The sequence below is a fragment of the Enterobacter bugandensis genome, assembly GCF_900324475.1.
Taxonomy (GTDB): domain Bacteria; phylum Pseudomonadota; class Gammaproteobacteria; order Enterobacterales; family Enterobacteriaceae; genus Enterobacter; species Enterobacter bugandensis.
Genome location: NZ_LT992502.1, coordinates 2,275,598 through 2,296,188 on the forward strand (window position 1 = coordinate 2,275,598; position 20,591 = coordinate 2,296,188).

Annotated in this window: 20 protein-coding genes; 15 read left to right on the top strand and 5 right to left on the bottom strand. The window is 57.7% G+C overall.

Annotation, left to right across the window (positions count from 1 at the left end; all coding sequences use genetic code 11):
* Positions 1 to 15 precede the first annotated feature (15 nt).
* Both tehA and tehB read left to right on the top strand, forming a co-directional pair.
* Positions 16 to 1,017 carry a dicarboxylate transporter/tellurite-resistance protein TehA gene (gene tehA / locus DG357_RS11095; RefSeq protein ID WP_028013115.1) on the top strand — a complete coding sequence of 334 codons (1,002 nt, stop codon included), beginning with the start codon at positions 16 to 18 and terminating at the stop codon, positions 1,015 to 1,017.
* Entirely contained in the window at positions 1,017 to 1,610 is a 594-nt protein-coding gene (gene tehB, locus DG357_RS11100; RefSeq protein WP_088205422.1) for a tellurite resistance methyltransferase TehB, read from the top strand. The genes tehA and tehB overlap by 1 nt, the downstream gene beginning before the upstream one ends.
* Here tehB and pepT read toward each other — a convergent pair.
* Positions 1,607 to 2,836 (bottom strand): peptidase T, encoded by a 1,230-nt coding sequence (pepT, locus tag DG357_RS11105; RefSeq protein WP_088205423.1) that lies wholly within the window; start codon positions 2,834 to 2,836, stop codon positions 1,607 to 1,609. The two genes, tehB and pepT, sit on opposite strands and share 4 nt — an antisense overlap.
* A gap of 111 nt (positions 2,837 to 2,947) precedes the next feature.
* Here pepT and DG357_RS11110 point away from each other — a divergent pair, with 111 nt between their 5' ends.
* Positions 2,948 to 4,543 (top strand): ABC transporter substrate-binding protein, encoded by a 1,596-nt coding sequence (locus DG357_RS11110; RefSeq protein WP_047368531.1) that lies wholly within the window; start codon positions 2,948 to 2,950, stop codon positions 4,541 to 4,543.
* Positions 4,544 to 4,677: 134 nt separating this feature from the next.
* Positions 4,678 to 5,352 carry a DUF3313 domain-containing protein gene (locus DG357_RS11115; RefSeq protein WP_028013119.1) on the top strand — a complete coding sequence of 225 codons (675 nt, stop codon included), beginning with the start codon at positions 4,678 to 4,680 and terminating at the stop codon, positions 5,350 to 5,352.
* Positions 5,353 to 5,387: 35 nt separating this feature from the next.
* Here DG357_RS11115 and DG357_RS11120 read toward each other — a convergent pair whose 3' ends face one another.
* Positions 5,388 to 6,284, bottom strand: a complete 897-nt coding sequence (locus tag DG357_RS11120) for a DMT family transporter (protein WP_047365193.1) — start codon at positions 6,282 to 6,284, stop codon at positions 5,388 to 5,390.
* Between the two features lie 174 nt (positions 6,285 to 6,458).
* On the opposite strand from DG357_RS11120, the gene DG357_RS11125 reads away from it, so the two are divergent.
* Complete coding sequence (locus DG357_RS11125) at positions 6,459 to 7,331, top strand: helix-turn-helix transcriptional regulator (RefSeq protein ID WP_047365191.1); 873 nt, start codon at positions 6,459 to 6,461, stop codon at positions 7,329 to 7,331.
* Here the strand turns inward: DG357_RS11125 and DG357_RS11130 are convergent.
* Positions 7,305 to 8,477 (bottom strand): benzoate/H(+) symporter BenE family transporter, encoded by a 1,173-nt coding sequence (locus DG357_RS11130; RefSeq protein ID WP_028013122.1) that lies wholly within the window; start codon positions 8,475 to 8,477, stop codon positions 7,305 to 7,307. The two genes, DG357_RS11125 and DG357_RS11130, sit on opposite strands and share 27 nt — an antisense overlap.
* Before the next feature lie 92 nt (positions 8,478 to 8,569).
* Between DG357_RS11130 and DG357_RS11135 the strand changes: the two genes are divergently transcribed.
* Complete coding sequence (locus DG357_RS11135; protein WP_048958187.1) at positions 8,570 to 9,097, top strand: helix-turn-helix domain-containing protein; 528 nt, start codon at positions 8,570 to 8,572, stop codon at positions 9,095 to 9,097.
* Between the two features lie 80 nt (positions 9,098 to 9,177).
* Positions 9,178 to 11,142 carry a peptidase U32 family protein gene (locus DG357_RS11140; protein WP_088205424.1) on the top strand — a complete coding sequence of 655 codons (1,965 nt, stop codon included), beginning with the start codon at positions 9,178 to 9,180 and terminating at the stop codon, positions 11,140 to 11,142.
* On the opposite strand, the gene DG357_RS11145 is transcribed toward DG357_RS11140, so the two are convergent.
* Positions 11,143 to 11,373, bottom strand: a complete 231-nt coding sequence (locus DG357_RS11145; RefSeq protein ID WP_047368536.1) for a DUF2554 family protein — start codon at positions 11,371 to 11,373, stop codon at positions 11,143 to 11,145.
* Between the two features lie 246 nt (positions 11,374 to 11,619).
* On the opposite strand from DG357_RS11145, the gene DG357_RS11150 reads away from it, so the two are divergent.
* A complete protein-coding gene (locus DG357_RS11150; RefSeq protein WP_045260501.1) occupies positions 11,620 to 11,982 on the top strand; it encodes a hypothetical protein in 363 nt (120 codons plus the stop codon).
* A 156-nt stretch (positions 11,983 to 12,138) separates the two neighbouring features.
* Here DG357_RS11150 and ftrA read toward each other — a convergent pair whose 3' ends face one another.
* A complete protein-coding gene (gene ftrA, locus DG357_RS11155) occupies positions 12,139 to 13,146 on the bottom strand; it encodes a transcriptional regulator FtrA (protein ID WP_088205425.1) in 1,008 nt (335 codons plus the stop codon).
* Positions 13,147 to 13,219: 73 nt separating this feature from the next.
* On the opposite strand from ftrA, the gene DG357_RS11160 reads away from it, so the two are divergent.
* The 7 genes from DG357_RS11160 (at position 13,220) to urtE (ending at position 20,544) form a co-directional block, all read left to right on the top strand.
* The gene (locus tag DG357_RS11160) at positions 13,220 to 13,633 is read left to right on the top strand and encodes a rhodanese-like domain-containing protein (protein WP_047365183.1); all 414 of its coding nucleotides are present in this window, start codon (positions 13,220 to 13,222) and stop codon (positions 13,631 to 13,633) included.
* 156 nt (positions 13,634 to 13,789) lie between these two features.
* A complete protein-coding gene (locus DG357_RS11165) occupies positions 13,790 to 14,893 on the top strand; it encodes a cobalamin-independent methionine synthase II family protein (protein ID WP_041910011.1) in 1,104 nt (367 codons plus the stop codon).
* A 202-nt stretch (positions 14,894 to 15,095) separates the two neighbouring features.
* Positions 15,096 to 16,367 carry an urea ABC transporter substrate-binding protein gene (gene urtA / locus DG357_RS11170; protein ID WP_028013130.1) on the top strand — a complete coding sequence of 424 codons (1,272 nt, stop codon included), beginning with the start codon at positions 15,096 to 15,098 and terminating at the stop codon, positions 16,365 to 16,367.
* A 24-nt stretch (positions 16,368 to 16,391) separates the two neighbouring features.
* Positions 16,392 to 17,966: an urea ABC transporter permease subunit UrtB gene (gene urtB, locus DG357_RS11175; RefSeq protein ID WP_063154052.1), complete on the top strand. Its 1,575-nt coding sequence runs from the start codon at positions 16,392 to 16,394 to the stop codon at positions 17,964 to 17,966.
* Positions 17,966 to 19,039, top strand: coding sequence for an urea ABC transporter permease subunit UrtC (gene urtC, locus DG357_RS11180; RefSeq protein WP_045630411.1), 1,074 nt, complete (start codon positions 17,966 to 17,968; stop codon positions 19,037 to 19,039). The genes urtB and urtC overlap by 1 nt, the downstream gene beginning before the upstream one ends.
* Positions 19,039 to 19,836, top strand: coding sequence for an urea ABC transporter ATP-binding protein UrtD (gene urtD, locus DG357_RS11185; protein WP_088205426.1), 798 nt, complete (start codon positions 19,039 to 19,041; stop codon positions 19,834 to 19,836). Before urtC ends, urtD begins: the two co-directional genes overlap by 1 nt.
* A gap of 9 nt (positions 19,837 to 19,845) precedes the next feature.
* Positions 19,846 to 20,544 carry an urea ABC transporter ATP-binding subunit UrtE gene (gene urtE / locus DG357_RS11190; protein ID WP_048958836.1) on the top strand — a complete coding sequence of 233 codons (699 nt, stop codon included), beginning with the start codon at positions 19,846 to 19,848 and terminating at the stop codon, positions 20,542 to 20,544.
* Positions 20,545 to 20,591 lie beyond the last annotated feature (47 nt).

Here is a 20,591-nt window from a genome sequence, read left to right on the forward strand (position 1 = left end):
TAAAAATTCAAATTAATGAATAAATTAAACAAACCTGAACAGGCGCTTAACCTTCCCGCAGGCTATTTTGGCATGGTGCTGGGCATCATCGGCATGGGTTTCGCCTGGCGATACGCCAGCACCCTGTGGCCGGTGACGCGCTGGCCGGGTGAGATTCTGGTCGCTCTCGCAGTTGCCTGCTGGTTTTTACTGACGACGGCGTTTATTACCCGTGCGATCCGTTTCCCGCACAGCGTGCTGGCAGAGATGCGCCACCCGGTAATGAGCAGCTTCGTCAGCCTTTTTCCGGCGACCACCATGCTGGTCGCCATCGGTTTTGTGCCCTGGTTCCGCCCGGTATCGCTGGCGCTGTTCGGCGTGGGTGTGGTGTTACAGCTTGCTTATTCCGCCTGGCAAAGCGCCGGGCTCTGGCGAGGCAGGCACCCGCAGGAGGCCACCACGCCCGGATTGTATCTGCCGACGGTGGCGAATAATTTCATCAGCGCGATGGCGTGCGGTGCTCTGGGGTTCAACGATGCAGGGCTCGTTTTTCTCGGCGCGGGCGTCTTTTCCTGGCTCAGCCTGGAGCCGGTGATCCTCCAGCGTCTTCGCAGCGCCGGGGAGCTTCCCACCGCGCAGCGCACCGCTTTAGGCATTCAGCTGGCGCCCGCGCTGGTGGCGTGCAGCGCCTGGTTTAGCGTCAACGGTGGGGAAGCCGACACCTTCGCCAAAATGCTGTTCGGCTACGGCCTGTTGCAGTTGCTCTTTATGCTGCGCCTGCTGCCGTGGTATGTGTCTCAGCCGTTTAACGCCTCCTTCTGGAGTTTCTCGTTTGGCGTGTCGGCTCTGGCTACCACCGGGCTGCATCTGGGTCACGGCAGTTCGTCTGGATTCTTCCACGCCATTGCCGTGCCGCTGTTTATCTTTACCAATCTCATCATTGGGATGCTGTTGGTCCGTACGTTTATTCTGCTGATTCAGGGCAAACTTCTGGTGCGCACTGATAAGGCACTGCTTATGCAATCTGAGGAAAAATAATGGCTGTCGATGAAAATTACTTCACAGAGAAATATGGCTTAACCCGTACGCATTCAGAGGTGCTGTACAGCGCGGGGATCGTAAAGCCCGGCAAGACATTGGATCTGGGCTGCGGAAATGGCCGCAACAGCCTTTACCTGGCGGCCAACGGCCACGAGGTGACCGCCTGGGATAAAAACCCGATGAGCGTTGATAACATTGAGCGTATCAAGGCGGCAGAAGGGATTGAGAATCTGCACACTGCCGTCAAAGATCTTAACAGCCTGAGCTTTGACGGCGAGTACGACTTTATTCTCTCCACCGTGGTGCTGATGTTCCTGGAGGCGAAAACCATTCCGGGCCTTATCGCCAACATGCAGCGCTGCACCAAACCCGGCGGCTACAACCTGATCGTTGCCGCGATGGACACGGCGGATTACCCGTGCACCGTCGGCTTCCCGTTTGCGTTCAAAAGCGGTGAGCTGAGCAGCTACTACGAAGGCTGGGAGCTGCTCAAATACAACGAAGAGGTTGGCGAACTGCACCGCACCGATGAAAACGGCAACCGCATCAAGCTGCGCTTTGCCACCATGCTGGCGCGCAAGACCGCTTAACGGGCGGCCAGCAGGCAGATCTGCAGGGCAGTCTTGTAAGACGCCTCGAACGACGACAGCGGCAGGAACTCAAACTTCGAGTGGAAATTATGCGCGCCGGTGAAGAAGTTCGGGGTGAGTAGCCCTTTTGCCGACAGCGCCGCACCGTCCGTGCCGCCGCGCATAGGGATCGGTTTTGGGGTGATGCCGAGCGATTCCATCGCCTCAAACATCAGGTCGATGGCGCGCCGGTCTTCACCAATCGCATTGCTGATATTGCTGTAGGTATCTTCAATGCGATAGTCGACCTTCGCCGTCGGGTGTTGGGCGGCAATCAGCGCGGCGACGTCCGCAATCTGCTGCTTGCGGGCGTCAAAGCTGGCTTTATCAAAATCGCGAATATTAGCCTTTAGCACGGCGTCGTTCTGTCCGGCCTGAATGCCGTTAAACCAGATATAGCCCTCGCGGCCCTCGGTGCACTCCGGGGTTTGCTGGCGGTCGAAATGGCTAATGAAGTCGGTCGCCATCAATAACGGGTTCACCAGTACCCCTTTGGCGGACATCGGGTGCGCCGTCACGCCGGTGAAGTGGATCTCTGCCGCTGCCGCGTTAAAATTCTCGTAAACAATTTCTCCCAGCTCACAGCAGTCGATGGTCCAGGCAAAGTCCACGTCGAAGCGTTTCAGATCCAACGCCTTGGCGCCGTTCAGGCCAATCTCCTCGTCGGGCACAAACGCGACCACAATGTCGCCATGCTGATGCGCAGCGGTGAGGTTTTCCAGTACGGTCATTACCACCGTCACCGCCGCTTTATTGTCTGCGCCCAATACGCTGGTACCGTCGCTGAAAATAATCTCCTCATTCGGATAAGCCAGAATTTCCGGGTGCTCGTTCACGCGCAGCCAGATGTCTTTTTCCTTATTCAGACAGAGATCTTCACCATTAAACGTTAATATTTGCGGATGAATATTCGGTGATAAACCGACGTCTACGGTATCAATGTGGGTAATAAAGCCGATGCGCGGCGCGCCGGGCACGTTGCCTTTTTTCACTGCCGTCACGGTCGCGAATTCGTCAATCACGATGTCGTCTAATCCCAGCTGCGCCAGCTCCTGTGCCAGCTCGCGCGCCATGTCGTGCTGGCCCGGCGTCGAGGGCAGAGTTTTCACTTTCGGATCGCTCTGGCTGGTAATCGCAAGATAGCGGAAAAAACGGTGCGTTAATTGTCTGGAAAGCGGCGAGCCCATAGTGTTTTCTTCCTTATTTATTTTTCGGGTGTTTGCCACTTCACTTTAATGTTATTTATGAAATGGCAAAAGAATTAATTAGCCGTCGAATTAAAAAGACAGGAATAAATGATGACAAGCAAACGCACAACGTTAACGCTGGCACTCGCTGCGCTCACGGTCAGTTCCACCGTAGCCGCGAAAACGCTGGTGTATTGCTCCGAAGGGTCACCGGAAAACTTTAATCCCCAGTTATACACCTCGGGCACCAGCGTGGATGCCAGCGCAGTGCCGGTCTACAACCGGTTGGTCGATTTCAAACCCGGCACCACGGAGCTGGTGCCGAGCCTGGCAGAGCGCTGGGAGGTGAGCGACGACGGCAAGGTTTATACCTTCCATCTGCGTAAAGGAGTGAAGTTTCAGAGCAATAAATTCTTCACGCCGACCCGCGATTTTAACGCCGATGACGTGATCTTCTCGTTTATGCGCCAGAAGGACGTGAACCATCCCTATCACAACGTCTCAAACGGCAGCTATTCCAACTTCGAAAGCCTGGAGTTTGGCAGCCTGATTACCGCTATTGATAAAGTCGATGACCACACGGTGCGCTTTACCCTGGCGCACCCTGAAGCGCCGTTTGTTGCGGATCTGGCATGGTATTTTGCCTCGATCCTCTCCGCGGAGTATGCCGATGCAATGTTGAAAGCGGGCACGCCGGAGAAGGTGGATATGCAGCCCATTGGCACCGGGCCGTTTAAGCTGGCGCAGTATCAGAAGGATTCCCGCATTCTGTTTACGGCGTTTGCCGACTACTGGCAGGGGAAATCAAAGCTGGACAGGCTGGTCTTTACCATCACCCCGGATCCCTCCGTGCGTTTTGCCAAAATTGAGAAAAACGAATGCCAGGTGATGCCGTTCCCGAACCCGGCGGATCTGCCGCGTATGAAGGCTAATAAAGATATTACGCTGATGAGCAAGGCCGGGCTGAACACGGGTTTCCTGGCGTTTAATACCCAAAAACCGCCGCTGGATAACGTGAAGGTCCGTCAGGCGCTGGCGATGGCCATCAACAAACCGGCCATTATTGACGCGGTGTTCCACGGTACCGGCACCGCGGCGAAAAACCTGCTGCCGCCGGGCGTCTGGAGTGCTGACAGCGAGCTGAAGGATTACGATTACGATCCTGAAAAAGCGAAAGCGTTACTGAAAGAGGCCGGTTTAGCCGGCGGCATGAGTATTGACCTGTGGGCGATGCCCGTCCAGCGGCCCTATAACCCGAACGCCAGACGGATGGCGGAGATGATTCAGGCTGACTGGGCGAAGGTGGGGGTGCAGACCAAAATTGTCACCTACGAATGGGGCGAATATCTCAAGCGCGTGAAGGACGGTGAACATCAGGCTGCCCTGATGGGCTGGACGACGGCCACCGGCGATCCGGACAACTTCTTTGGCCCGCTGTTTACCTGCACCTCGGCCAACGGCGGTTCGAATTCGGCGAAGTGGTGCTATAAGCCGTTTGATAAAATTATCGCGGAAGCAAAATCAACTACCGATCGCGACAAGCGCGTAGCGCTGTATAAAGAGGCGCAGCAGATCATGCATGACCAGATGCCGGCGGTCATGATTGCGCATTCAACGATCTTCGAACCGGTGCGCAAAGAGGTGACAGGTTACGAAATCGATCCGTTTGGCAAACATTTGTTCTGGCAGGTGGATATTAATCAGTAATTTTCTCTGCCCGGTACGCTGCCGGGCACTCTTTTCGCAATTTGTGCTCCCCACGTCATTTTTTGTCACAACAAACTCACCGAACTTTTGCTATAACTTCAAATGCATACTTGCAGATTACATGGAAAACTATCATGCGTACTCAAACTTTTTTTAAAGTTGCAGTGCTTACGGGTTTATTGGCAGTGGCGGGCTGTTCTTCAAAAGTCGCGGCTCCAGAACAATATTCAGGCTTTTTAAAAGATTATTCCGGCTTGCAGCAGACGACGTCTGCAACGGGTAAACCAACGCTGCGTTGGGTTGACCCTTCCTATAACGAAGCCAACTATGACAGCATTATCTGGACGCCAATCACCTATTATCCAACGCCAAAACCGACGACTCAGATCGGGAAACAAACCCTTGATGAGCTGCTGAATTACACCAATAACAAAATGAAAACGGCTATTGGTACCCGTAAGCCGATTGTGACCACGCCGGGTAAACACAGCCTGATTTTCCGCGGTGCTATCACCGGGGTGAGTTCGCAGAAAGAAGGACTGCAGTTCTATGAAGTGGTGCCGGTCGCGCTGGTAGTAGCAGGTACGCAGATGGCTACCGGCCATCGCACCATGGATACCCATCTCTACTTTGAAGGTGAGCTGATCGACGCGGCCACCAATAAACCGGTGATGAAGGTGGTTCGTAAAGGTGAAGGTAAAGAGCTGAATAACGAAAGTACGCCGATGACCTTTGCGACGCTGAAGCAGGTTGTTGACGACATGGCGACGGACGCCACCATGTTTGACGTGCATAAAACAGCGAAATAACGTTAAGCGGCCTGCATTGCGCAGGCCGTTTTTTTTTACGCCGTACGCAGGCGCCTGAACCAGGTCTCTGGTTTCGTGAACATCACCATATTCCCGCCCAGAATCAGCAGCAAACCGACGATACCGTTGATGTGCCAGACGTAGCCTTCATACACCGTTGAGATAGAGAGCGCCACCAGCGGGAAGAGCAGCGTACTGTAGGCCGCTTTCCCGGGGCCGATACGTCCCACCAGCGTGAAGTAGGCACCAAAGGCAATCACCGAGCCGAAGAGGGCCAGATAGAGCAGCGCGCCCATATAGGTGACCGTCCATTCCGGGGTAAAACTGTCGCCTCTGAAGAGCGCAATACCCCCCATCACCAGCGTGCCGTAAAGCATAGCCCAGGCGTTGGTGGTCATGGTTTCCAGACCTCTGCGCTGATGGCGCATGCTGATCATATTGCCCAGTGAGAAGCCGTACGTGCCGAGGGCGGAAAGGCCAATGCCCGTCAGGAGCGATACGCTCCAGCCGCTGGCCAGCAGGTCGTCCCAGAAAAGGGTCACGATCCCCACAAGACCTAGCGCCGCCGCCGTCCAGAAACGCGCGGGCGGGCGCTGTCCAAAGAAAATAAAACAGTTAATGGCGTTGTAGAGCACCGCCATGGAGAAGATCACCGATTCCAGCCCGGTGTTGATGTGTGCCGCCGCGGTATAAAAACACCAGAAGTTAAAGCAGAAGACGCAGCATCCCTGAAGCATGCAGAACAGATGATCCCGCAGCGCCAGCTTACGCAACCGGCGCAGGGCAAGTAACACCACCATCATCGTGGCGCTGGCCACCGCGAAACGCCAGAAAATAGAGACGGGGGCGGGTACGGGACCCTGCTGCAGGAAAATGGCAATCCAGGTGGTTCCCCAGATGATCACCACCAGTCCGTATAATAACGCGTTCATATTTTTTCTCTTCTCAAACCACGGAAGCCCGCAGTATGGCGCTGTCCTCGGTCTGGGGCTTTCACCGGCTTGCGGTAGACTTGCAAAATCTTGCGCTTTTTTCTTTTCCGGGGGCTGGCAACGGGGGACAACAGTTCTTAGACTGACAGTTCACTCAATAACGCGCTAACGGTTATGTCTCACGCTTACGATACCTTTGAAACGCTTCGCCAGCAGAATGCGGTCCTGCGGGAAACGGTCGCGCTCAATTCCGGCATTCAGCTGGCGGCGTGGTACAACAAGCACGATACGATAACGGTTAAAAGCAATCATCATACCCTTAGTCTGTACGTCGCCGACGGTTATGAGAGCTATCAAAAGACGCCGGGCGGCTGGAAGAACGGCGGGGGACCGGACCGTTTCTGTCTGATGCCGAAAGAGAGCGAATCGACGTGGGATATCCGCGATGACCTGTCGTTTGTCCATCTCTACTGCACCGATGAACACCTGCGCGATGTGGGCGAAAAAATCTGGGATAAACGGCCCCTGTCGCTGACTCTGGACGAGCGCATTTTTGGCAGCGACCCGAAGATCACCGCGCTGTACCGCCAGTTTCTGCTCGGCTGCGACTGGCAGCAGCAGGCCAACCAGCTCACCCTGAGCACGGCCTCTACGCTGCTGTTGACCCACCTGCTGCAAAACTACGCCAACGTTCAGTGGAAGCTCCCGGTCGTTACCGGCGGGCTATCGCCGTTTGTTCTGCGCAACGTGCTGGCTTTTATTGAAGAAAACCTCGGACAGCCCCTGACGCTGGCCGATCTGGCGGCGCAGGCCGCACTCAGCGAATACCATTTTGCCCGCATGTTCCGCCAGTCGACGGGGCTGGCGCCGCATCAGTACGTTATGCAACGGCGCATGGAAAAAGCGAAAAACCTGGTGCAGCATACCTCGACGCCGCTGACGGATATCGCGCTGGCCTGCGGGTTTAACTCCGCCAGCCACTTCAGTAACCGTTTTCGCAGCGTCATGGGCATCACGCCGTCACAGTTGCGCGCGGCGAGCGCGTGAAAACAGGGCATAGCTTACGCCGCCCAGCACCAGCCCCCAGAATGCCGAGCCGATGCCCAGGATCGTGACGCCGCTTGCGGTCATCAGAAACGTGACGATAGCCGCGTCGCGCTCCGCTTCATGATTCAGCGCCTGATATAAACTCCCGCTGATGGTACCCAGCAGCGCCAGACCGGCCAGCGTCTGGATCCAGCTGAGCGGCAGCGCAGCCATTATCCCGGTGATGGATCCGCCGAACACTCCCGCCAGCAGATAAAACCCGCCGGCCGCGATGGCCGCCAGCCAGCGTTTACCGGCATCGGGGTGGGCATCCGGGCTTTGACAGATAGCGGCGGTAATGGCGGCTATGCAGATGGAAAAGACGCCGAAGGGGGACAGCAGCAGCGCCAGCCCGCCCGTAAAAATAATGAGCGGTGAGACCGCCAGCGGATAGCCGGACGCTTTCATGGTCGCGAAACCGGGCGCATTTTGCGAGGCCATGGTCACCAGGAAGAAGGGCAAGCCGATGCTCACCAGGCTGGTGAAGGTGAACGTGGGCGCAATAAACTCAGGTGTCACGAAGGAAATGGTGATTTTATCCGTGACAACGTCACCTCCCGCCCACGCCACGATCCCGCCCACCAGCAGCGTAACGACGATTGCATAGCGCGGTGCCAGCGCTTTCGCCAGCAGCCACGCGGCAATCATGCTGCCGCACAGCAGAAAGTGCCCGTCCAGATGGGCAAACGCATGCAGCCCAAACTGCAGGAGTACGCCTGCCAGCATGGCCGCAGCCAGTGAGTGTGGGATCAGCTTCATCAGGCGGGCGAAAAGCCCGGTCATGCCGCAGAGTAAAATGAGCGCGTTGGCGAAGATAAACACGCCGATTGTCTCGGCCAGCGTCACGCCGTGCAGGCTGGTGGCGAGTAGCGCCGCGCCGGGCGTAGACCAGGCGGTCAGCACCGGAGCTTTATACCACCAGGAGAGCGCCAGCGTGCTGACGCCCATCCCAACCCCCAGCGCGGTCATCCAGCCCGCAATCTGCTGCGCGCTGGCGCCTGCCGCCGCGGCGGCCTGCCAGATGATGGCTGCCGAACTGGCGTAACCGACCAGAACGGCGACAAATCCAGCCAGTACGACTGGAACGAGATGAGAGGTAGGGCGCATAGAAACTCCGCTGTGCGTTATAACGTCCGAGATAAGGTAACACTGTGCGCTATAGCGTACAAGTGGTATGCTCAGGGCCATCAGGAGGGAGCATGGACATTACACAACATCTTGCAGCAACGCTGAAAACGCTGCGCCAGGCGCGCGGCTGGAGTTTGTCGAAGCTGGCGGACGAAACGGGCGTGTCGAAAGCGATGCTCGGGCAAATCGAGCGCAATGAGTCCAGCCCGACGGTGTCGACGCTGTGGAAAATTGCCACCGGGCTGAACGTCCCGTTTTCCGCTTTCATTACGCCCGAGGCGGACAGGCCGGCTGTGTTTGATTCACAGCAGCAGGCGATGGTGGTCAAACCGCTCTTTCCCTGGGATGAGACGCTCCGGTTCGATCATTTCTCCATCACGCTGGCACCGGGTGCCCTGAGCGAGTCCACGCCGCATGAGGCAGGCGTGATTGAACATGTGGTGGTCATCAGCGGCGAGCTGGAGATGAACATCAACGGTGAGTGGCAGACGGTGCATGCCGATTCGGGCGTCCGTTTTGCCGGTGATAAACCGCACGCCTACCGCAACAGCAGCGACAGGCCGGTGCATTTTCACTCTCTGATCCATTATCCCCGCTGAGGCTACGCAAAACTGTTTCGCTGGCGCATACTTCTGACTACAATAGCCGCCATTTTGACCATAACGGATAACGACGAAGTATGCGCCTGCAATCCCATCATCTTGAACTTTTAAGCCCGGCCCGCGACGCCGCCATTGCCCGTGAAGCGATCCTTCATGGCGCTGACGCCGTCTACATCGGCGGCCCTGGCTTCGGTGCCCGCCATAACGCCAGCAACAGCCTGCGCGATATTGCCGATCTGGTGCCGTTCGCCCACCGTTTCGGGGCGAAAGTGTTCGTGACCCTGAACACCATTCTTCATGATGATGAGCTGGAGCCCGCGCAGCGTCTGATTACCGATCTCTACCAGACCGGCGTCGATGCCCTGATTGTTCAGGATATGGGCGTGCTTGAGCTGGATATTCCGCCTATCGAACTGCATGCCAGCACCCAGTGCGATATCCGCACGGTTGAGAAGGCGAAGTTTCTCTCCGACGTGGGTTTTTCGCAGATCGTTCTGGCCCGCGAGCTGAACCTCAATCAGATCCGCGATATTCACCAGGCAACCGACGCGACGATTGAATTCTTTATCCACGGCGCGCTGTGCGTGGCCTATTCCGGCCAGTGCAACATTTCCCACGCCCAGACGGGCCGCAGCGCCAACCGCGGCGACTGCTCGCAGGCCTGCCGTCTTCCGTATACCCTGAAAGACGATCAAGGTCGCGTGGTGGCGTTCGAAAAACACCTGCTTTCCATGAAGGATAATGATCAGACCGCCAACCTGGGCGCGCTGATCGACGCGGGCGTGCGTTCCTTCAAGATTGAAGGACGTTACAAAGATATGAGCTACGTGAAGAACATCACCGCGCACTATCGCCAGATGCTGGACGCCATCATCGAAGATCGCGGTGACCTGGCGCGCGCCTCGGCCGGTCGTACCGAACATTTCTTTATTCCGTCAACGGACAAAACCTTCCACCGCGGCAGCACGGACTATTTCGTGAACGCCCGCAAAGGGGATATTGGCGCGTTTGACTCACCGAAGTTTATCGGTTTACCGGTCGGTGAAGTGCTGAAAGTGGCGAAAGATCACCTGGACGTTGAAGTGGCCGAGCCGCTGGCGAACGGCGACGGCCTGAACGTGATGATTAAGCGTGAAGTGGTGGGCTTCCGCGCCAACACGGTCGAAAAAACCGGCGAGAACCGCTACCGCGTCTGGCCGAATGAAATGCCTGCCGATCTCTACAAGGCAAGGCCGAACGCGCCGCTCAACCGTAACCTGGATCATAACTGGCAGCAGGCGTTGCTGAAAACCTCCAGTGAGCGTCGCATCGCGGTGGACATTGAGCTGGGCGGCTGGGAAGAGCAGCTGATCCTGACCATGACCTGCGAAGACGGCATCAGCGTAACGCATACCCTTGATGGTCTGTTCGAGGTGGCAAACAACGCGGAGAAAGCGCTTAACAGCCTGAAGGACGGCGTAGCGAAGCTGGGCCAGACGATTTACTACGCGCGCGCCATCGAGGTTAATCTGCCGGACGCGCTGTTCGTGCCGAACAGCCTGCTGAATCAGTTCCGCCGCGAAACGGCAGAGATGCTGGATGCCGCACGCCTGGCGCAGTATCCGCGCGGCAGCCGTAAGGCCGAATCCGTTCCTGCGCCTGTGTATCCGGACACCCATTTATCGTTCCTGGCCAACGTTTACAACCATAAAGCGCGTGAATTTTATCATCGCCACGGCGTGCAGCTTATCGACGCGGCCTATGAAGCGCACGAAGAGAAGGGCGATGTGCCGGTGATGATCACCAAGCACTGCCTGCGCTTTGCTTTTAACCTGTGCCCGAAACAGGCGAAAGGGAATATTAAAAGCTGGAAGGCCACCCCCATGCAGCTGGTCAACGGTGACGAAGTTCTGACCCTGAAGTTTGACTGCCGTCCTTGTGAAATGCATGTTATCGGCAAAATGAAAAACCACATTTTCAAAATGCCACCGCCGGGCAGCATCGTTGCGTCCGTGAGCCCGGACGATCTGATGAAAACTCTTCCGAAACGCAAAGGCAGTTAATTACCTTACGTGCGTGTCCGGTTTGCGCGATTTCTGCCACAGGTGGTGTTCGCGCAAACCCTCCGCTGACTCTTCCGCTACACTGCGTAACTCGTCACTGTCGGCCTCATGCCGCAGCTGATGCTCCACATTCTTTACCCAAACATATTCATGGCCTTTGTGCCCGGCCATCAGCTGGCCAGAAAAGAGGGCACAAATAAGCATGATAAAAGATAGCCCTTTTTTGAACATAAATTCACCCAATAAGAACAGCGCGGGTTAATCATGCCAATTATTGTTTGGGGTTATTATTCAATATTTCAAAATAGCGCAAAGAAAATGTCAAATAACGTGGGTTCATAATACCGATTAGGATTTTTCTTAAAATATATGTGCGTTTTTGTAAACCTCCTATTTCTGGTCCATAGTTGGATGTTCGCTTTAAGGATAAATCCTATATAATAGTGAATCTCTGGCTAAGGAATGGGTCATTCATAAATGAAAAAAATAATAGCGTTTTCGCTTCTGGCTGTTGCGGTAGGTGCCGTTGCAGCGATTCGTTATGCAGGTAATGACGAACCAGAATATATTCAGTCCGCTGAAATTCGCGTTGGTTCCTATTTAACCAGCGACTATGGACGCGTAGCCTGCACTAGTAAAAGAGTAAATGAACAGCGCTGGGAATTAGACTGCACCCATCCGGCACGGGGAAAAACATTCCAGTTTGCGGTATATCCCTCTGAAAAGGCTCCCTATGGCGTATCGCGATCGTTTTATCTCGAGGCCCTTAACGATGATGCCAGGCAGAGCGCTGAGCAGGGCCTGATGCGCTATTTGCAAATCAACACCAGCGCGAGTTAACTAGGCTGTTTAGCTTTCGTTGAGACAGCCAGTGTTAGTTTGTATGAGATCCGCTGCCCGACCATGGAGCGTCGGGGACGTAGAGACCAAAATACAAATCTATCCATGCAAGCATTTACCGCCAGATAATGGCGGTTTTTTTTGGCGCTTTTGCCGCTAGCGGGCAGTATCAGAACGTGAAAATTGTTTGCGATACTGAGCCGGGGAAAGCGCAAACTGCTGACGAAAATGATGACGCAGCGTCGACGCCTGACCAAACCCGGTCTGTTCCGCGATGCTGTCGATGCTTAAACGGCTGCTCTCCAGATAATCTTTTGCTCTCAGCAGGCGTTCATTAAGCAGCCAGCGAGCAGGCGTCGTGCCCGTTGCCGCCTCGAAGCGACGAAGAAAGGTGCGCTGGCTCATGCCGACCCGACGAGCCAGGGAGTCGACGCTGTGCGGCTCGACAAGATGCGTGTGCAGAAAATCAAACAGCTGGCCCAGGCGCTGGCTCTCACGCAGCTGCGCCACCGGGCGACTCAGCTGCTGCGGCTGTGAACCATCCCGGTGAGGGGGGATCACCAGCCGACGCGCCACGCTGTTGGCGGTTTCCAGCCCATAATCCCTTCGTACAACATGAAGGCAGAGATCGATCCCCGCCGCGCTGCCCGCGGAGGTCAGGATATCGCCCTCGTCCTGGTAGAGCACATCCTCAACCACCTCGATGTGAGGGTAGCGGACCTTAAGCGCGTCAATGTAGCGCCAGTGCGTCGTGGCTTTACGTCCGTTCAGCAGCCCCGTAGCGGCCAGCACGAACACGCCCGAGCAGATGGACAGCAGCTGACATCCGCGCGCGCTGGCCTGGCGCAGCGCCTCGCAGAGCGCCGGAGGAACCGGTGAGTCCAGCCCCCGCCAGCCGGGAACCACGATCAGGTCCGCCGACGCAAGCAGGCTCAAGTCCCCATCGGTAACGATGCGGATCCCGCCGGTCGCCCGCAATTCTCCGCTATCCACGCTCGCCACCGCAAAACGATACCAGTCGTCGCCCAGCTCCGGACGCGGCAGGCCAAAAATCTCAACCGCCACGCCAAACTCAAAGGTACATAGCCCGTCATACGCCAGCACCACCACCTGCGGGCGGGTAACCTGTCTTAAGTTTGTCATCTTTTTGCTGTTTTCTGGCATAAGCGAGCGCATTCACGGGCTGAATTTGTGGATAGAGTAGTGTTAACACAAACGCCAAAGATGAGGAAGGATCATGAGCTATGTTACTGAATTTCCGGCTGCCGAGCCGCAGGAAGCCGTTACCCATTTTCTGCGTCGCCTGAGCGTCGAAACCGACTGCGCCGACGTGCATCACGCCATCGCCAATAATGAGCAGGACTTCGTGCTGCTGCACGTGGTGGGGAGCCCGGAACAGTTTGCCCGCCGCCACGTACCGGGCGCACTGCATATGCCCTGGAGCCAGATGACCGCTGAGCGGATGTCTCAATGGCCGGAAGGGACGCTGTTTGTCGTCTACTGTGCGGGGCCACACTGTAACGGCGCGGACAGGGCGGCGCTGAAGTTGGCGCGTCTCGGGCTGCCGGTCAAAATCATGCTCGGCGGCATCACCGGCTGGGAAGATGAACGCTACGCCTTTGCCAGCCAGGCGCACGCTGACGCGCTGTGAAGATGAATTTTTTTCAACACCCGTGAAATTTTCTCGTTTGCCGGAAACGGTCAGGTATGACATCTTTTTTGGACATTTAGACATCCAGAAGTCTAAAGATTCAAATAATGAATTATCACTGCGGGCAATTAATACCGGCAGACTGAGGAGATTTCCATGCAACGACAGCACGCCCCATACCGCGCCGACGTAGTCGGCAGCTTTTTACGCCCGGATGCCATCAAGCAGGCTCGCCTGAAGTTCGCCAGCGGCGAGATTGATGCCGGACAGCTTCGCGCGGTGGAGGACGAGGCTATTCGCCACGTCGTCGAGCAGCAGTGCGCGTGCGGCCTGCATGTGGTGACCGACGGTGAATTTCGCCGTGCCTGGTGGCACTTCGATTTCTTCGACGGTCTTCAGGGCGTTGAGCGTTACGATTCCCAGCAGGGGATTCAGTTCAACGGAGTACAAACCAAAGCCCACGGCGTGCGCGTGACCGGCAAGCTGGGCTTTGGCGACCACCCGATGCTGGAAGACTTCCGCTATCTGAAAAGCATCAGCGGCAATGCCCAGCCGAAGATGACCATTCCCAGCCCAAGCGTGCTCCATTTCCGCGGCGGGCGCAAAGACATCGACGCGACGGTGTATCCGGATCTGAACGACTATTTCGACGATCTGGCAACCACCTGGCGCGACGCCATCCGCGCATTCTACGACGCGGGCTGCCGTTATCTGCAGCTGGACGACACCGTCTGGGCCTATCTCTGCTCGGACGACCAGCGTCGTCAGATCCGCGAGCGCGGCGACGATGCCGATGAGCTGGCGCAAATCTATGCCCGCGTACTGAACAAGGCCCTGGAAGGCAAGCCGGAGGATCTGACCATCGGGCTGCACGTCTGCCGCGGTAACTTCCGTTCAACCTGGATTTCCGAAGGCGGCTACGAGCCGGTGGCGGAAGTGCTGTTCGGGACGGTCAACGTTGACGCATTCTTCCTGGAATACGATAACGACCGCAGCGGGGATTTCGCGCCGCTGCGCTTCGTTCGCCCGGGCAAGCAGCAGGTGGTGCTGGGCCTGATTACCACGAAAAACGGTGAGCTGGAGAACCCGGAAGGCGTGAAGGCCCGTCTGGAAGAGGCGGCGAAATACGTGGCGAAAGAGCAAATCTGCCTCAGCCCGCAGTGCGGTTTTGCCTCCACCGAAGAGGGCAACAGCCTGAGCGAGTCCCAGCAGTGGGATAAGGTCCGTCTGGTGACGCAGATCGCCAGCGAAGTCTGGTAAAAGCGCTTCCTCAGCGCTGCATTATAAAAGTGCAGCGCTGTGCCATTCTGAGTCGTTCTCTTTACATCCTGCCGTCTGTCTCCTGCAATAGCGCTTCCTCCATTCTGGCATCCTTTTTGCTCCTGCTTCGCTGACACCTTTATTTCCGCGTCCATGCCGTAACGGACGTTTTCGCACAGCGTTCTTTTTCAGGAGTGAAAATATGCAGCGTCGTACCTTATTAAAAGCCTTTGCGTTATCCGCGTCCGTCGTGGCGATGGGAATGAGTTTTGGCGTGCAGGCGGCCGACACCATCAAAGTGGGGATCATGCACTCTCTGTCCGGCACGATGGCCATCTCCGAAACCCCGCTGAAGGACGTCGCCCTGATGACCATCGACGAGATCAACGCCAAAGGCGGCGTGCTGGGTAAGAAACTGGAGCCGGTGGTGGTGGATCCAGCCTCAAACTGGCCGCTGTTTGCCGAGAAGGCACGCCAGCTGCTGAGCCAGGATAAAGTGGCAGTGGTGTTCGGCTGCTGGACGTCGGTTTCGCGCAAATCCGTGCTGCCGGTGTTTGAGGAGCTGAACGGCCTGCTGTTCTATCCGGTGCAGTATGAAGGCGAAGAGATGTCGCCAAACGTCTTCTATACCGGCGCGGCGCCGAACCAGCAGGCCATCCCGGCGGTGGAATACCTGATGAGCGAGGACGGCGGCGGGGCGAAGCGCTTCTTCCTGCTGGGTACCGACTACGTTTACCCGCGCACCACCAACAAGATCCTGCGCGCGTTCCTGCATTCGAAAGGGGTTGAGGATAAGGACATCGAAGAGGTTTACACCCCGTTTGGTCACAGCGACTACCAGACCATCGTCGCCAGCATCAAGAAATTCTCCGCAGGCGGCAAAACCGCCGTGGTGTCGACCATCAACGGCGACTCCAACGTGCCGTTCTACAAAGAGCTGGCTAACCAGGGGCTGAAGGCCACCGACGTGCCGGTGGTGGCGTTCTCCGTCGGCGAAGAAGAGCTGCGCGGGATCGACACCAAACCGCTGGTGGGTAACCTGGCGGCGTGGAACTACTTTGAGTCCGTGGATAATCCAACCAACCAGGCGTTCGTCGCGGATTACAAAGCCTATGCGAAGGCGCACAAGCTGCCGAATGCCGATACCGTGGTGACCAACGACCCGATGGAAGCGACTTACGTGGGGATCCATATGTGGGCACAGGCGGTGGAAAAAGCGGGCACCACCGACGTGGATAAGGTGCGCGCGGCGATGGCCGGTCAGTCATTTAAGGCGCCGTCTGGCTTTACGCTCACCATGGATGCTACCAACCATCATCTGCATAAGCCGGTCATGATCGGTGAAATTGAAGGCAACGGCCAGTTCAACGTGGTCTGGCAGACGGAACAGCCGGTGCGCGCCCAGCCGTGGAGTCCGTTCATCGCCGGGAATGACAAAAAGCCCGACCAGCCGATGAAAACCGCCAGCAACTAGGCCATTGCCTCAGGGAGAAACGTCATGAACGCCATGCGCATGTTCATCGCTCTTGTATGGCTTTCCGGACTGCTGCCAGGGATGGCGCAGGCATCGGATGCCGATCGTTTTGTTGCCGCCAGCCGCGGCCAGCAGGCGGAGCTCCTCACGCAGTGGGCCGCCGCGCCGGATGCCGCCAGGCTTCCGCTGCTTCAGTCCCTGCAAAAGGAAAACCTGTATACCGACAGCCAAAAGCACGCCTTTGCGAAGCGTAATGGCGAAATGGTTTCGCTCGGTGACGCCCGCGCGGCAGTAGGGCAAACCAAAGCCGTACGCCTGACAAACCGGCTGCGCGTGCTGGCTGCAACGGCCATTGCCACGCATCAGCTTGTTAGTGACAGTGTCACCGAAAGGCGGGCGGCAGCCCGGCAGCTGCAGCGGGATGCTCAGCTCGACATGCTCGCTTTTCTGGAAAAGCGCGCCGGGGATGAAGCGGACGCTGTGGCGCGGCAGGCGCTCCTGCTGGCGGTAGCGAATCTCCAGCTGGCGAGCCCGCAGCCGGAGGTGCGCCGCAGGGCCGTCGAACTGCTGGGCCAGTCAGACGATCCGGACGTACAGTCCAGACTCACGCCGTTTACCCAGGCGCAGACCGAGCCGGACGCCGGCGTGCGCGCGGCCGCAGAAGAGAGCCTTAGCCAGATTACGCATCGCCTGATGTGGGGCGATCTGCTGGGCCAGGCGTTTATGGGGCTTTCTCTGGGGTCGGTGTTGCTGCTGGCCGCGCTGGGGCTCGCGATCACCTACGGCCTGCTGGGCGTCATTAACATGGCCCACGGCGAGATGCTGATGCTGGGGGCGTACGCCACGTGGATGGTGCAGCAGGCAATGGCCGGGCTTGCCCCTCAGTGGCTGGCGCTCTATCCCGTTATCGCCTTGCCGGTGGCATTCTGCCTGACTGCGGGCATTGGAATGGTGCTGGAGCGCACCGTGATACGTCACCTGTACGGTCGTCCGCTGGAAACGCTGCTGGCGACCTGGGGGATCAGCCTGATGCTCATCCAGCTGGTGCGCATGACCTTTGGTGCCCAGAACCTGGAGGTGGCAAACCCGGCATGGCTTTCCGGCGGGGTGCAGGTTTTTGCAAACCTGACCCTGCCGTGGAACCGCATTGTGGTGCTGGGCTTCGTGCTGCTGGTGCTGTTCTTCACCTGGCTGATTCTGAATAAAACCCGTCTTGGTCTGAACGTGCGCGCGGTGACGCAAAACCGCAGCATGGCCGCCTGCTGCGGGGTACCGACCGGGCGCGTCGATATGCTGGCGTTTGGGCTGGGCTCAGGGATCGCCGGGTTAGGCGGCGTGGCGTTATCCCAGCTTGGTAACGTCGGGCCGGAGCTTGGTCAGGGGTACATCATCGACTCGTTCCTCGTAGTCGTTCTCGGTGGCGTAGGCCAGCTGGCAGGCAGCGTGGCCGCCGCGTTCGGGCTGGGCATTTTCAATAAAATCCTTGAGCCGCAGATGGGGGCGGTGCTGGGCAAGATCGTGATTCTGGTGGCGATCGTCCTGTTTATCCAGAAGCGCCCTCAGGGGCTGTTTGCGCTAAAAGGGAGGGTGATTGACTGATGAGCCAGCCGCTGACCTTAACGCTGGCGCGTAAAGCGCCGCGAACGACACAGATTGCAGGCAGCCTGCTGGTGGCGTGTTTGCTGATTTTACCGTTTTTCGCCTTGCTGCCCGCGACGCATCCGCTGGCGCTGTCGACCTGGATGCTGACGCTCATTGGCAAGATCCTCTGCTATGCCATCGTTGCGGTGGCGCTGGATCTGGTGTGGGGCTACGCCGGCATGCTCTCTCTTGGACACGGCATCTTCTTCGCCCTGGGCGGCTATGCGATGGGCATGTACCTGATGCGCCAGGCGTCAGGCGACGGCCTGCCCGCGTTTATGTCGTTTCTCTCCTGGAGCGAGCTGCCGTGGTTCTGGTGGGGCACCCAGCACTTTGCCTGGGCGCTGGTGCTGATCGTGATGGTGCCGGGTTTGCTGGCGCTGGTGTTTGGCTGGTTTGCCTTCCGCTCGAAGATCAAAGGGGTTTACTTCTCGATTATGACCCAGGCGCTGACCTACGCGGGCATGCTGCTGTTCTTTCGTAACGAAACCGGCTTTGGCGGCAATAACGGCTTCACCGGTTTTACCACGCTGCTTGGGTTTTCGGTGACGGAAACGACCACCCGCATCGCGCTGTTCCTGGCGACGGTGCTGTTGCTGCTTCTGGCGTTGGGCACCGGATTTGCGCTGGCGAAGAGCAAGTTTGGCCGCATCCTGACCGCCGTGCGCGACGCGGAAAACCGCCTGACGTTCTGCGGGTACGATCCGCGCGGGTTCAAGCTGCTGGTGTGGACGCTCTCCGCCGTGCTGTGCGGCCTGGCGGGGGCGCTGTACGTTCCGCAGGTGGGCATCATTAACCCCGGTGAAATGTCGCCGACCAACTCGATAGAAGCCGCCATCTGGGTGGCGCTGGGCGGGCGCGGCACCCTGGTGGGGCCGGTGATTGGCGCGGCGCTGGTGAACGGGGCGAAAAGCTTCTTTACCGTTGCCATGCCGGAGTACTGGCAGCTGTTTCTGGGGCTGATTTTTATCGCCGTCACGCTGTTCCTGCCGCGCGGCGTCTACGGTCTGTTGCGTAAGGGAGAGAAATAATGCAGCCAACGGAAGAGTTATTTACCCGCCAGTTGCCCGGCGATCGCTACCGGGACCAGACTGACCCGGTGCTTCAGCTTGAGGCCATTAACGTCAGTTTCGACGGCTTCCAGGCGCTGACCGATCTCACCCTGAATATCGGCGTGGGCGAGTTGCGCTGCGTGATTGGCCCCAACGGGGCGGGTAAAACCACGCTGATGGACGTGATTACCGGCAAAACCCGGCCCAAAAGCGGGAGAGCGATTTACGACCAGTCTATCGACCTGACCGGGCTGGAGCCTGCGGCCATTGCCCGTCAGGGGATTGGCCGAAAATTCCAGAAACCCACGGTCTTTGAAGCGCTGACGGTGTGGGAAAACCTTGAGATCGCCATGAAAACCGATAAATCCGTCTGGGCGAGCCTGTGGGCAAAACTCAACGGCGAGCAGCGGGACCGCATTGACGAGATGCTGGTTCTTCTGCGTCTTGGTAGCGAGCGGGACCGTCGCGCCGGGCTGCTTTCGCACGGGCAGAAACAGTTCCTGGAGATCGGCATGCTGTTGGTGCAGGACCCGCACCTGCTGCTGCTGGATGAACCCGCCGCCGGGATGACCGATGCGGAAACGGAATACACCGCCGAGCTGTTCAAAACCCTGGCGGGCAAGCATTCGCTGATGGTGGTGGAGCACGACATGGGCTTTGTTGAAACGATTGCCGACCACGTCACGGTGCTGCATCAGGGGCGCGTGCTGGCGGAAGGCTCGCTTCGCGAGGTGCAGGCCAACGAGCAGGTGATTGAGGTCTATCTGGGCCGCTAAGGAGCGATGATGTTACAGGTTAACGAACTGAATCAGTACTACGGCGGCAGCCATATCCTGCGCGGCGTGAGCTTTGAAGCCGCTGCCGGCGAAGTCACCTGTCTGCTGGGGCGCAACGGCGTCGGGAAAACCACGCTGCTGAAGTGCCTGATGGGGTTGATCCCGGCGAAAACCGGGGAGGTCATTTGGCAGGGTAAAACGATCACCCACAGCAGGCCGCACCAGCGGGTGCAGTCCGGCGTGGCGTATGTCCCGCAGGGTCGCGAGATTTTCCCGCGCCTGACCGTGGAAGAGAACCTTCTGCTCGGGCTGTCGCGTTTTTCCGCCCGCGAGGCGAAGCAGGTTCCTGACGAGATCTGGCAGCTGTTTCCGGTTCTCAAAGAGATGAAGCACCGCCGCGGGGGCGATCTCTCCGGCGGGCAGCAGCAGCAGCTGGCGATTGGTCGCGCGCTGGCGAGCCGTCCGCAGCTGTTGATTCTGGACGAACCGACGGAAGGCATACAGCCTTCCGTCATCAAAGAGATTGGCCAGGTGATCCGCACCCTGGCAAACAGAGGCGACATGGCAATCCTGCTCGTCGAGCAGTTTTACGACTTTGCCGCCGAGCTGGCCGACAGCTATCTCCTGATGTCCCGCGGCACTATCATTCAGCGCGGGAGGGGCGAAAATATGGAGCAGGAGGGCGTTCGCGGGCTGGTTGCGATCTGAAATGTTATAATATAACATCCTCATTCTTATAAAACGGAATGAGGGCG